Consider the following 13,006-nt stretch of genomic DNA (forward strand, 5'->3'; position numbering starts at 1 on the left):
AAAATCGGACACTAAAAAGGGAGGTAGACCCTTGCTGGATGTAAATAATTTTGAGTATATGAAAGTCGGTTTGGCTTCATCAGAGAAAATTCGTTCATGGTCGTACGGTGAGGTCAAAAAACCGGAAACGATCAACTATCGCACGTTAAAACCGGAAAAAGATGGCCTGTTTTGTGAGCGGATTTTTGGACCGCAAAAAGACTGGGAATGCCATTGTGGAAAATACAAACGTATACGCTATAAAGGAGTTGTTTGTGACCGGTGTGGTGTTGAAGTCACGAAAGCAAAAGTGCGCCGTGAACGTATGGGTCATATTGAACTTGCTGCTCCTATATCCCATATTTGGTACTTTAAGGGCATTCCAAGCCGCATGGGACTCGCGTTGGATATGTCGCCGCGTGCACTGGAAGAAGTTATTTACTTTGCCGCATATATTGTCACTGAACCCGGTGATACACCGCTGGAGAGAAAACAGCTGTTGTCTGAAAAAGAATACAGAACCTATTACGATAAATACGGTGCGACGTTTAAAGCACAAATGGGAGCAGAAGCGATCCGAAAACTTCTCGGCGACATTGACCTTGAGAAAGAAGTAGACACGCTGAAAGAGGAATTGAAAACAGCGCAGGGACAGCGCCGAACGCGTGCCATAAAACGATTGGAAGTACTTGATTCATTCCGCAATTCCGGAAATGATACATCGTGGATGGTGCTGGATGTACTGCCGATTATACCGCCGGAAATACGCCCCATGGTTCAACTTGACGGCGGCCGATTCGCAACATCCGACTTAAACGATTTATATCGCCGCGTCATCAATCGTAATAATCGGTTGAAACGATTGCTCGACCTTGGTGCGCCAAGCATCATTGTGCAAAATGAAAAACGGATGCTGCAGGAGTCGGTTGATGCCCTGATTGACAATGGACGCCGGGGACGCCCTGTAACCGGGCCAGGAAACCGGCCGTTAAAATCCCTTTCCCATATGCTGAAAGGGAAGCAAGGGCGATTCCGTCAAAATCTGCTCGGGAAACGGGTTGACTATTCCGGTCGTTCGGTCATTGTTGTCGGACCAAGTTTAAAAATGCATCAGTGTGGTCTTCCGAAGGAAATGGCACTGGAATTGTTTAAACCATTTATTATGAAGGAATTGGTTGAAAAAGGCTATTCCCACAACATTAAATCAGCCAAACGCAAAATTGAGCGCGTGCATCCAGAAGTATGGGACGTTCTTGAAGAAGTTATTAAAGAACATCCGGTACTATTGAATCGTGCGCCGACACTGCATCGCTTGGGTATTCAGGCATTTCAGCCGGTATTGGTAGAAGGTCGTGCTATTCAGCTACACCCACTGGTTTGTAATGCTTATAATGCTGACTTTGATGGGGACCAGATGGCTGTTCACGTTCCACTTTCTGCAGAAGCACAGGCAGAGGCGCGTATTTTGATGCTTTCCGCTCAAAATATTCTGAACCCGAAAGATGGAAAACCTGTTGTGACGCCATCACAGGATATGGTTCTCGGCAACTACTACCTTACGCTTGAACGCGCCGGTGCCATTGGTGAAGGAAGTCGATTTAAGGATACAGCCGAAGCGTTGCTCAGTTACCGTAATGGGTATGTTCATTTGCATTCAAGAATTGCCATTAAAGCATCCAGCTTGAATAAAAAATCATTTACGGAAAAACAGCAGAGCCAAATGCTTATAACAACAGTCGGAAAACTTATATTTAACGAGATTTTACCGGAGTCGTTCCCATATATTAACGAACCGACGAAACACAACCTGGAAGTGGAGACACCTGACAAATACTTTATTGATCATGGTGCCGACATTGCCGAAGAAATCAGGAACTGTGAACTTGTATCGCCATTTAAAAAAGATATATTGGGCGACGTCATTGCGGAAGTGTTTAAACGGTTCAAGATTACGGAAACGTCACGAATGCTTGACCGCATGAAGGATCTTGGTTTTAGTTATTCGACGATAGCCGGTATGACAGTCGGGGTTTCCGATGTGGTTGTACTCTCTGAAAAAGAAGAAATTCTGAATGATGCACAGAATGATGTGGATAAAGTGCAGAAACAGTTCAGACGTGGTCTGATCACTGATAATGAACGATATGACCGGGTGATTGCCATATGGTCGAAAGCCAAGGACAATATTCAGGAACGTTTGATGGGATCACTGGATACCAGCAATCCAATCTTCATGATGAGTGACTCCGGTGCAAGAGGTAACGCATCCAACTTTACACAACTTGCCGGTATGCGCGGTCTGATGGCTAACCCATCCGGTGAAATTATTGAATTGCCGATTACGTCCAACTTCCGTGAAGGACTGACTGTTCTGGAATACTTTATTTCGACACACGGTGCTCGTAAAGGTCTGGCCGATACAGCACTGAAAACCGCCGACTCCGGCTACCTGACGCGTCGTCTTGTGGATGTGGCGCAAGATGTTATTATCCGTGAAGATGACTGTGGAACGGATCGTGGATTGACTGTTTCAGCCTTGAAAGACGACTCCGAGGTTATTGAACCGTTTATTGACCGGTTGGGTGGACGTACCGTGTTTGAGAACGTGCGTCACCCGGATACGAGGGAGATTATTGCTGAAAAGGGTGAAGTGCTCACGGAAGATCAAGCCAAGCAGGTTGTTGAGGCAGGGATCGAAGAAGTGATCATTCGTTCTGCGTTCACATGCAATTCCAAATATGGTGTCTGCAAGAAATGTTATGGACGAAACCTCGCCACAGGTGATGAAGTGGAAGTCGGGGAAGCCGTGGGTATCATCGCCGCTCAATCCATTGGAGAACCTGGTACGCAGCTGACGATGCGCACGTTCCATACTGGTGGCGTTGCAGGCGATGACATTACACAAGGTCTGCCGCGTATTCAGGAACTTTTTGAAGCACGCAATCCGAAAGGTCAGTCCGTGATCAGCGAAGTCTTTGGTACAGTTGAAGAGGTCAAAGAAGGAAAAGACAAACAGGAAATCATTATTCAAGGCGAGGTCGAACAACGTACGTACCCTGTTCCATATAATGCGCGTATGAAGGTGACCACCGGTGATGAAGTGGTTGCAGGGCAAGAGTTGACCGAAGGTTCCATCGATCCGAAAGAACTCTTGAAAGTGCAGGGAATCGAAGGGGTACAACAGTATTTGCTTCGTGAAGTACAAAAAGTATACCGCATGCAGGGTGTAGAAATCGACGACAAGCACGTAGAAGTAATGGTTCGTCAGATGATGCGCAAGATTCGTATCGTCGATTCCGGGGATACCAATGAACTTCCAGGTTCATTGCTTGAAATCCATCAATTTAGAGAAGCCAATTACGGGATTCTGCAACAAGGTGGAACGCCGGCTATTGGAAAACCGATATTGCTTGGTATTACAAAGGCATCACTGGAAACAGACTCGTTCTTGTCAGCTGCATCCTTCCAGGAAACAACTCGCGTTCTGACAGATGCTGGTATTAAAGGGAAACGCGATGAACTCATGGGTCTCAAAGAGAACGTCATTATTGGTAAGTTAATTCCTGCCGGCACAGGCATTCAACGCTATCGACGTCTGGAAACAGATACCGATGAACCGGAGGAAGATGTCGAAGAGCTGGATGAGACAGAGATCGTGCAATAAAATAGCATAAAAAAATCGGAAGCACCCATCTCTGAACAATGAAAATAGCATTGACATCAAAAAAAGAGAATGGTAATATATCCAAGGTGCTTCCGATTATATTTGTTACTTTGGAGGATATGCGAATGTCTTATGAAAAAGTGACCCAGTCTCAGGCATACTTGGTAATCGGAACGAAACAAACACTTAAGGCAATGAGACATGGTGCCGCAAAAGAAGTATTTATTGCTGATGATGCAGATCGACAAATGACACAAACGGTGGAAACATTGGCCCAAGAGCTAGGAATCATCTGTTCTCGTGTTGATTCCAAAAAGAAACTTGGTTCCGCTTGTGGGATTGATGTTGGTGCATCAGCTGTGGCAGTAAAACGATAGCGGGTTTGGCGCTGCTTATCGCGGAAGCCTTGTTTTTTTGCAAAAACATGAACCACCTGGATGTGTGGTCTTGCAAACTACTCCAGCAGTGGTCGTCACAGCTTAATTACCATTTATATGGAAGGGAGGAAAATAGGAATGCCTACTATAAACCAACTTGTACGCAAAGGTCGTGTAAATAAACCGAAGAAGTATGACTCTCCAGCGTTGAATTGGAATTATAACAGCTTCAAGAAAGAATTTTCGAAGCTTAATTCGCCACAAAAGCGGGGTGTCTGTATACGGGTCGGGACATTAGCACCAAAGAAACCGAACTCAGCACTCCGTAAATATGCACGTGTCCGTCTCTCCAACAGCATGGAAGTGTCAGCATACATTCCGGGAATCGGACATAACTTGCAAGAGCATAGTGTCGTGCTTGTTCGTGGTGGCCGTGTAAAAGACTTGCCGGGTGTTCGTTACCATGTTGTTCGTGGTGCGCTTGATACTGCAGGTGTGCAAGGCCGCGCTAAAGGCCGTTCAAAATATGGGACGAAAAAACCAAAAGCCAAAAAATAACAGATTTATAAAACACATTTGGGAAAGGAGGGGGACATATGCCACGTAAAGGACCAGTACCTAAACGCGATGTCTTGCCGGATCCGTTATATAACTCAAAGTTAGTAACTCGTTTGATCAACCAAATCATGATCGATGGCAGACGGGGGAAAGCACAAAAAATTCTGTATAAAGCATTTGAAATCGTTACTGAACGAAGTGGCCAGAATGCAATGGAAGTATTTGAACAGGCCATGAAAAATGTTATGCCTGTATTGGAAGTACGCGCACGCCGTGTGGGTGGCTCCAATTATCAAGTGCCAATGGAAGTGCGTGCAGAACGCCGTCAGGCTTTGGGGTTGCGTTACATTGTTAATTACTCACGTCTCCGTGGAGAAAACACGATGGAGGAACGGCTGGCAAATGAGATACTTGATGCGTCCAATAACACGGGAGCATCTGTGAAGCGGCGTGAAGAACTGCATAAAATGGCAGAGGCCAACAAAGCATTTGCCCATTATCGCTGGTAAAAAACTTATAAAAATTACATCAGAAAGGAGAAGAATACATGGCCAGAGAGTTCTCCTTGGAAAAGACACGCAATATCGGTATTATGGCACATATCGATGCCGGAAAAACCACTACCACCGAGCGTATTCTTTTCTATACAGGACGCATTCACAAAATCGGTGAAACCCATGAAGGTGCTTCACAGATGGACTGGATGGAGCAAGAACAGGACCGGGGGATCACCATTACGTCGGCTGCTACAACAGCCCAGTGGAGAAATCACCGTATAAATATTATTGATACGCCAGGTCACGTGGACTTCACCGTTGAAGTTGAACGTTCATTGCGTGTGCTTGATGGTGCGGTTACCGTACTTGACGCCCAATCAGGTGTGGAACCCCAGACCGAAACCGTATGGCGTCAGGCGACAACTTATGGTGTGCCTCGTATCGTGTTTATCAATAAAATGGACAAAGTCGGCGCGGATTTCATGTATTCAACTAATACACTGAAAGAACGCCTTGGAGCCAATGCGCATGCTGTACAATTACCAATTGGAGCCGAAGATAACTTTGAAGGTATCATTGACTTGGTGACGATGCAGGCTTACTACTATGAGGATGAATTGGGAACTCGTGCGGAAGCGCGCGCCATTCCTGATGATTATAAAGAACGAGCCGAGGAACTACGCGGCGAGTTGGTGGAAGCCGTTGCGGAACTTGATGAAGACTTAATGATGCAATATCTTGATGGCGAAGACATTTCCAATGATCAGCTTAAACAAGCCATTCGAACAGCAACTCTGAACGTGGATTTTTATCCAGTTTATTGCGGTTCTGCATTTAAAAACAAAGGTGTTCAGTTGGTGTTAGACGGTGTTATAGATTATCTTCCATCGCCAACAGATGTACCGCCGATTGAAGGTTTTGTTCCAGAAACTGAGGAAGAAACAACACGTCCGTCCGACGACAATGCGCCGTTTTCAGCACTTGCTTTTAAAGTTATGGCGGACCCATACGTGGGTAAACTGACGTTCTTCCGGGTCTATTCAGGAACACTGAATGCCGGTTCGTATGTCAAGAATACCGTGAAGGATAAACGGGAACGGGTTGGACGAATTCTGCAGATGCATGCCAATTCCCGTAAAGAAATTAAGTCAATACATTCTGGTGAAATCGCTGCTGGAGTGGGCTTGAAGGATACAGCTACAGGCGAAACGCTATGTGATGAAAAAGAACTTGTTGTTCTTGAATCCATGGACTTTCCTGAACCGGTTATTTCAGTGGCTATTGAACCAAAAACAAGAGCAGACCAGGATAAAATGGCCCATGCACTTGCCAGATTGGCTGAGGAAGATCCAACGTTCAAGACGGAAACCGATGAAGAAACCGGGCAAACGATTATATCCGGTATGGGCGAATTGCACCTTGATGTCATCGTTAATCGTTTAAAGACGGAATTTGGAGTGGATGCACAGGTTGGCGCTCCGCAAGTGGCCTACCGTGAAACATTCCGTGCATCATCAGAAGTTGAAGGGAAATTTATCCGCCAATCCGGTGGACGCGGCCAGTATGGTCATGTTTTGGTTGAATTTGAACCCAATGAAGAAGGCGCTGGGTTTGAATTCCATAATAAAATTGTTGGTGGTGTCGTGCCCCGGGAATATATTTCATCTGTTGAATTAGGCATTCGGGAAGCTATGGAAAATGGTGTTCTTGCAGGGTATCCACTTATTGACGTTAAAGCGACGTTGTTTGATGGAAGCTACCATGATGTTGACTCCAACGAAATGGCATTTAAGATTGCCGGATCAATGGCCCTCAGAGAAGCTAAAAGCAAATGTCAGCCAGCTCTTCTGGAACCGATGATGAAAGTGGAAATTGTTGTACCGGAAGAGTACATGGGCGATATTATGGGCGATGTAACATCCCGCCGGGGACGCGTTGAAGGAATGGAGCCACGCGGTCCGGCACAACTTGTCAAAGCTTTTGTGCCGCTTGCGGAGATGTTTGGTTATGCAACGTCACTGAGATCCAACACGCAAGGACGTGGAACCTTTACTATGCAATTCGATCACTATGAGGAAGTACCGAAGAGCATTTCTGAAGAAATTATTAAGAAAAATGGAGGAGAATAATTGATTTTTCTCCTCGTGTAACGTATAACTTTTATTAAAGGCCTTCCTTTGGTACCACATGGGTTAGGCTTGAAATAGAAACCATAATTACTTTTATTTTATTAAAGGAGGAAATATACATGTCTAAAGAAAAATTTGACCGTTCGAAAAGTCACGTTAACATTGGAACAATTGGGCACGTTGACCATGGTAAAACGACATTAACAGCCGCTATCACAACAACAATGAATCAGCAAACCGATGAGGTTCAGGCTATGGCATTTGATCAGATTGACCATGCTCCGGAAGAAAAAGAGCGTGGAATTACCATTGCAACATCCCACGTTGAGTACGAAACGGAAGGCCGTCACTACGCTCACGTTGACTGCCCGGGTCACGCTGACTATGTTAAAAATATGATTACCGGTGCGGCACAAATGGATGGTGCCATTCTGGTCGTATCCGCAGCTGACGGCCCTATGCCGCAGACACGTGAACATATTCTGCTCTCCCGTAACGTCGGTGTTCCTGCGATTGTCGTATTTCTGAACAAGGTTGACATGGTTGATGATGAAGAGCTTCTTGAACTGGTTGAAATGGAAGTTCGTGACCTGTTATCAGAATATGACTTCCCTGGAGACGATATTCCAGTTGTGAAGGGATCAGCACTGAAAGCACTTGAAGGCGACGAAGAACATCAAGAAAAAATCATGGAATTGATGTCGGCCATCGATGACTACATCCCTACACCTGAGCGTGACCATGAGAAAAACTTTATGATGCCTATCGAGGACGTTTTCTCTATTACAGGTCGCGGAACAGTTGCAACCGGGCGTGTTGAACGCGGAACAGTCAAAGTCGGTGATGAAGTTGAAATTGTCGGATTGGCAGAGGACTTGCGGAAAACAACAGTTACAGGTGTGGAAATGTTCCGTAAGCTACTTGACTATGCTGAAGCAGGCGATAACATCGGCGCCCTTCTTCGTGGTGTGGCCCGCGAAGAAATCAACCGGGGGCAGGTTCTTGCAAAGCCGGGGTCCATTACACCGCATACAAAGTTTAAAGCGGAAGTTTATGTATTGTCCAAAGATGAAGGCGGACGTCATACCCCATTCTTTGCGAACTACCGTCCACAGTTTTACTTCCGTACCACAGACGTAACCGGTGTTATCCAGCTACCGGAAGGCGTGGAAATGGTAATGCCTGGTGATAATGTTGAAATGCAGGTTGACTTGATTTCTCCGATTGCTATTGAAGATGGTACCCGTTTCTCCATCCGTGAAGGCGGGCGCACAGTAGGTTCCGGAGTTGTTTCAACTATCCAGGAATAAGCAGATGACGTGAATAAAAACAGACAGCTTGGCGCCGCTGTCTGTTTTTTAAATGGCCTTTGCGAAACAGGTTCCACCAAATGAATGCATTATATGGTGTTTAGGCAGAGTAAAAAATTTAAAAAAATAGCTCTCAAGCCTTGCAATTGCAAGGCTTGGTTTGTATAATACATAGATGTGCGCAATTATTTGATAGAGACAATCTGTAGTTGCGTTGACTTTCATTTTTGTATATACTTTGAATGTTGGTCAAAAAACGCGATGAAGTGAAAGGTTGTTGATACACCCGGCCCCTTTGCCATGGCGGGTGGTTAAGAAATTTTCACGGAGCATGTCTATTTAAAATGGACGTAAAGGAGGGAAAGTAATGGCAAAAGAAAAGATTCGTATTCGGTTGAAGGCTTATGATCATCGCATTTTAGATCAGTCCTCGGAGAAAATTGTGGACACTGCAAAGCGTTCCGGTTCCAATGTTTCCGGTCCTATACCTTTGCCAACTGAAAGATCTGTTTACACGGTATTACGCGCCACACATAAATTTAAAGACGCCCGTGAACAGTTTGAGATGCGCACGCATAAGCGTTTAATTGATATCGTCAGCCCAACACCGCAAACCGTTGATTCGCTCATGCGTCTCGATTTGCCATCAGGTGTTGACATTGAAATTAAATTATAATCGATTGACTTACTAATAGGAGGTGTAACGGATGACGAAAGGAATCTTAGGCCGCAAAATCGGCATGACACAGCTTTTTTCAGAAGAAGGCGAGTTGACACCGGTAACGGTCATTCAAGCAGAGCCCAATGTGGTTTTGCAGAAGAGAACCATGCAAAATGATGGTTATGAAGCAGTGCAACTTGGCTTTGCTGACAAGAAGGAATCACGTTCCAATAAGGCAGAGAAGGGTCATGCTGAAAAAGCAAAAACAACTCCTAAGCGCTGCGTTCGTGAAATCCGTGATGCAAGCCCTGATAATTACGACGTTGGTCAGGAACTTGCTGTTGATATATTTGAAACTGGAGAAAAGATTGACGTAACTGGGACGACAAAGGGGAAAGGTTTCCAAGGTGCCATTAAGCGCCACGGTTTCCAACGCGGACCAGAAACACACGGTTCCCATTTTCACAGAAGCCCGGGCAGTATGGGAGATATGAACGCCCAGCGCGTATTTAAAGGTAGAAAGCTTCCTGGCCAAATGGGCAATAGACAAGTAACGATTCAAAACCTTGAAATTGTCAAAGTGGATACAGAACGTAATCTGCTATTGATAAAAGGAAATATTCCCGGCCCGAAAAAATCGAATGTAAAAATAACGAGTGCAATTAAGGCTAACTAATTATTTAAACGAAAGGAGGATATGTCATGCCTAAAGTAGCACTATTAAAACAAGACGGTTCGCAGTCCGGAGATGTTCAATTAAATGATGCTGTATTCGGCATCGAGCCTAACAGACATGTCTTGCATGAAGCAGTTGTCATGCAACAGGCTTCTTTGCGTCAAGGGACACACAAGGTGAAAAAGCGGTCCGAAGTAAGTGGCGGAGGGAAAAAGCCATGGCGACAAAAAGGTACTGGTCGGGCTCGGCATGGATCAATCCGCTCGCCGCACTGGGTTGGAGGCGGAGTCGTCTTTGGTCCGGCACCGCGTAACTACAGCTACAAACTACCAAAAAAAGTTCGTCGTCTGGCTTTGAAATCAGCCTACTCCACGAAAGTGCAAGAAGATGACATGGTTGTTCTTGATGATATTTCAATTGAGACACCGAAAACTAAAGATGTAAAAAGACTGCTGGAAGCACTTGACGTTAATACGAAAGCACTTATTGTGACATCTGACAATGATGAAAATATTGTCCTCTCGGCTAACAATCTTCCAAATGTGGATGTGTTGACGGTGGAAGACGTAAGCGTACTGGACTTGCTGAACCATGACAAGCTGATCATAACGAAAGATGCAGCCGAAAAAGCAGGGGAGGTGCTTGCACGATGAAAGATCCACGTGATGTTATCCAACGCCCTGTCATTACAGAACAATCAGCTGAATTGATGGAGGAAAAGAAATATACGTTCGAAGTGGAACCCAAAGCCAATAAAACAGAAATTAAAAAAGCTGTTGAGTTTATCTTTGATGTAACAGTTGTAGGCATCAACACAATGAATGTTAAAGGCAAATTTAAACGAATGGGTCGATATGGAGGTTACCGCCCGAACCGGAAAAAAGCGATTGTAAAACTTTCAGATGACAGCAAAGAACTGGATTTTTTTGAAGGCTGATTAAATATTAAGTGAAGGAGGGAAAAAGATGGCGATTAAGAAATTTAAACCAACGTCAAACGGTAGACGTAATATGTCTGCATCTAATTTTTCGGAACTAACAACGGATACCCCGGAAAAATCCCTGTTAAGTCCATTGTATAAACACGGCGGTCGTAACAACAATGGAAGAATGACCGTTCGTCATCAAGGTGGCGGCCATAAGCGCCAATACCGTATCATTGATTTCAAGCGGGATAAAGATGGTATACCAGGACGCGTTGCTACTATTGAATATGATCCAAATCGTTCCGCTAACATCGCATTGATTAACTATGTTGATGGTGAAAAACGTTATATTTTGGCGGCAAAAGGACTTAAGGTCGGTCATGAAATTGTATCCGGTGAGAATGCTGACATTAAACTAGGCAATGCACTTCCGCTAAAAGACATTCCAGTTGGTACCATAGTTCATAACATTGAACTAAAGCCCGGACGTGGTGGTCAACTCGTTCGTTCAGCAGGAGCAGATGCCCAAGTACTCGGACGTGATGGAAAATATACACTTGTACGTCTGGCATCGGATGAAGTACGTTTGGTATTGTCCACTTGCCGTGCTACAATCGGTCAGGTAGGTAACTTAGAAAATGAACTTATCCGTGTCGGTAAAGCAGGCCGTTCACGCTGGCTTGGTAAACGCCCAACCGTACGTGGATTTGCTATGAACCCGGATGACCACCCACACGGCGGCGGTGAAGGACGTGCGCCTGTCGGACGTGAATCACCAGTATCACCATGGGGTCAACCGACCGTCGGTTATAAGACTCGTAAGCGTAATAAGCCTTCCGACAAGTATATTGTACGTAAACGCAAAAAATAACAGGACGTTAAAGCGGCACACATACGTTGCCGTGTAACTGCGAAAGGAGGTTTATCCATGGGTCGTAGTTTAAAAAAAGGACCTTTTGCTGATGATCATCTGATGAAAAAGGTGGAAAACCTGAACGAATCTGATAAAAAACAAGTCATTAAAACGTGGTCACGTCGATCAACCGTTTTTCCTAACTTTGTTGGGCACACGTTTGCTGTTTATGATGGTCGAAAGCATGTACCTGTTTATGTGACGGAAGACATGGTCGGTCACAAACTAGGCGAATTTGCGCCAACCCGTACGTTTAAAGGGCATTCTGGCGATGATAAGAAAACAAAACGCTAAAGAGAGGAGGCATTCTGCATGCAAGCAAAAGCCGTTGCAAAATCTGTTCGTATTGCTCCTCGTAAAGTTCGTTTAGTCGTGGATTTGATTCGAGGTAAAGAAATCGGCGAAGCAATTGCAGTTTTGCGCCACACACAACGCAGCGCTTCCACACCTGTGGAAAAAGTTATAAACTCTGCTGTTGCCAATGCGGAACATAATTATGAAATGGAACCTGATAATCTGATGGTATCGGAGGCTTTTGTGGATGAAGGGGTTACCTTAAAACGTTTCCGTCCACGTGCGCAAGGAAGCGCGAGCCCGATCAATAAACGCACAAGCCACATAACCATCGTGGTAAAAGAGAAGAAGGAGGGATAGTCCGTGGGTCAAAAAGTGAATCCAAATGGCCTTCGCGTTGGCGTCATCCGTGACTGGGAATCAAAGTGGTATGCTGACAGCGAATATGCCGACTTGCTTCATGAGGATATTAGAATCAGAGAATATCTTGAAAATCGTCTGAGTACGGCCGCCGTCTCTCATATCGATATTGAGCGTGCAGCAAATCGCGTGAATGTGACAATTCATACTGGAAAGCCCGGGATGGTCATTGGTAAAGGTGGATCGGAAGTTGAAGCTTTGCGCAAATCATTGAACAACCTGACAGACAAACGTGTTCACATTAACATTGTTGAGATTAAGAAAGTGGATCTGGATGCGACACTTGTTGCGGAAAGCATAGCCCGCCAACTGGAAAACCGCATTTCTTTCCGGCGTGCGCAGAAACAATCCATTCAGCGTGCGATGCGCGGAGGAGCTAAAGGGATTAAAACACAAGTGTCAGGACGACTGGGCGGAACGGATATTGCCCGTTCGGAACATTATAGTGAAGGAACGGTTCCATTGCACACATTACGTGCCGATATCGACTATGGCATGGCAGAAGCCGACACCACTTACGGTAAACTTGGTGTTAAAGTGTGGATTTATCGTGGAGAAGTCCTTCCAACTAAAGAAGAAAACTAAGGAAGGGGGACGTGCATT

General features: G+C 45.2%; 14 protein-coding genes. All 14 read left to right on the forward strand.

Annotated features, from left to right (window positions below):
• Positions 1-31: 31 nt before the first annotated feature.
• The 14 genes from rpoC (at position 32) to rpsC (ending at position 12,988) form a co-directional block, all read left to right on the forward strand.
• Positions 32-3,643, forward strand: a complete 3,612-nt coding sequence (gene rpoC / locus ABDZ72_RS04420) for a DNA-directed RNA polymerase subunit beta' (RefSeq protein ID WP_343751409.1) — start codon at positions 32-34, stop codon at positions 3,641-3,643.
• Positions 3,644-3,768: 125 nt separating this feature from the next.
• Positions 3,769-4,020: a ribosomal L7Ae/L30e/S12e/Gadd45 family protein gene (locus tag ABDZ72_RS04425; RefSeq protein ID WP_343751410.1), complete on the forward strand. Its 252-nt coding sequence runs from the start codon at positions 3,769-3,771 to the stop codon at positions 4,018-4,020.
• A 138-nt stretch (positions 4,021-4,158) separates the two neighbouring features.
• Positions 4,159-4,578 carry a 30S ribosomal protein S12 gene (rpsL, locus tag ABDZ72_RS04430; protein ID WP_343751411.1) on the forward strand — a complete coding sequence of 140 codons (420 nt, stop codon included), beginning with the start codon at positions 4,159-4,161 and terminating at the stop codon, positions 4,576-4,578.
• Positions 4,579-4,616: 38 nt separating this feature from the next.
• Entirely contained in the window at positions 4,617-5,087 is a 471-nt protein-coding gene (rpsG, locus tag ABDZ72_RS04435; protein ID WP_343751412.1) for a 30S ribosomal protein S7, read from the forward strand.
• A 38-nt stretch (positions 5,088-5,125) separates the two neighbouring features.
• A complete protein-coding gene (gene fusA, locus ABDZ72_RS04440) occupies positions 5,126-7,204 on the forward strand; it encodes an elongation factor G (protein ID WP_343751413.1) in 2,079 nt (692 codons plus the stop codon).
• Between the two features lie 119 nt (positions 7,205-7,323).
• Positions 7,324-8,514, forward strand: coding sequence for an elongation factor Tu (gene tuf, locus ABDZ72_RS04445; protein ID WP_343751414.1), 1,191 nt, complete (start codon positions 7,324-7,326; stop codon positions 8,512-8,514).
• 367 nt (positions 8,515-8,881) lie between these two features.
• Positions 8,882-9,190, forward strand: coding sequence for a 30S ribosomal protein S10 (gene rpsJ, locus ABDZ72_RS04450; RefSeq protein ID WP_343751415.1), 309 nt, complete (start codon positions 8,882-8,884; stop codon positions 9,188-9,190).
• A gap of 31 nt (positions 9,191-9,221) precedes the next feature.
• Entirely contained in the window at positions 9,222-9,851 is a 630-nt protein-coding gene (rplC, locus tag ABDZ72_RS04455) for a 50S ribosomal protein L3 (RefSeq protein WP_343751416.1), read from the forward strand.
• Between the two features lie 26 nt (positions 9,852-9,877).
• Positions 9,878-10,504, forward strand: coding sequence for a 50S ribosomal protein L4 (rplD, locus tag ABDZ72_RS04460; RefSeq protein ID WP_343751417.1), 627 nt, complete (start codon positions 9,878-9,880; stop codon positions 10,502-10,504).
• Entirely contained in the window at positions 10,501-10,788 is a 288-nt protein-coding gene (gene rplW, locus ABDZ72_RS04465) for a 50S ribosomal protein L23 (RefSeq protein WP_343751418.1), read from the forward strand. Before rplD ends, rplW begins: the two co-directional genes overlap by 4 nt.
• A 28-nt stretch (positions 10,789-10,816) precedes the next feature.
• Complete coding sequence (gene rplB, locus ABDZ72_RS04470) at positions 10,817-11,647, forward strand: 50S ribosomal protein L2 (RefSeq protein WP_343751419.1); 831 nt, start codon at positions 10,817-10,819, stop codon at positions 11,645-11,647.
• 57 nt (positions 11,648-11,704) lie between these two features.
• Entirely contained in the window at positions 11,705-11,983 is a 279-nt protein-coding gene (gene rpsS, locus ABDZ72_RS04475; protein WP_343751420.1) for a 30S ribosomal protein S19, read from the forward strand.
• Between the two features lie 18 nt (positions 11,984-12,001).
• Complete coding sequence (gene rplV, locus ABDZ72_RS04480) at positions 12,002-12,343, forward strand: 50S ribosomal protein L22 (protein WP_343751421.1); 342 nt, start codon at positions 12,002-12,004, stop codon at positions 12,341-12,343.
• Between the two features lie 3 nt (positions 12,344-12,346).
• Complete coding sequence (rpsC, locus tag ABDZ72_RS04485; RefSeq protein ID WP_343751422.1) at positions 12,347-12,988, forward strand: 30S ribosomal protein S3; 642 nt, start codon at positions 12,347-12,349, stop codon at positions 12,986-12,988.
• Positions 12,989-13,006 lie beyond the last annotated feature (18 nt).

Origin of the sequence: Lentibacillus halophilus (assembly GCF_039522485.1) — a bacterium.
Lineage (GTDB): Bacteria > Bacillota > Bacilli > Bacillales > Amphibacillaceae > Lentibacillus > Lentibacillus halophilus.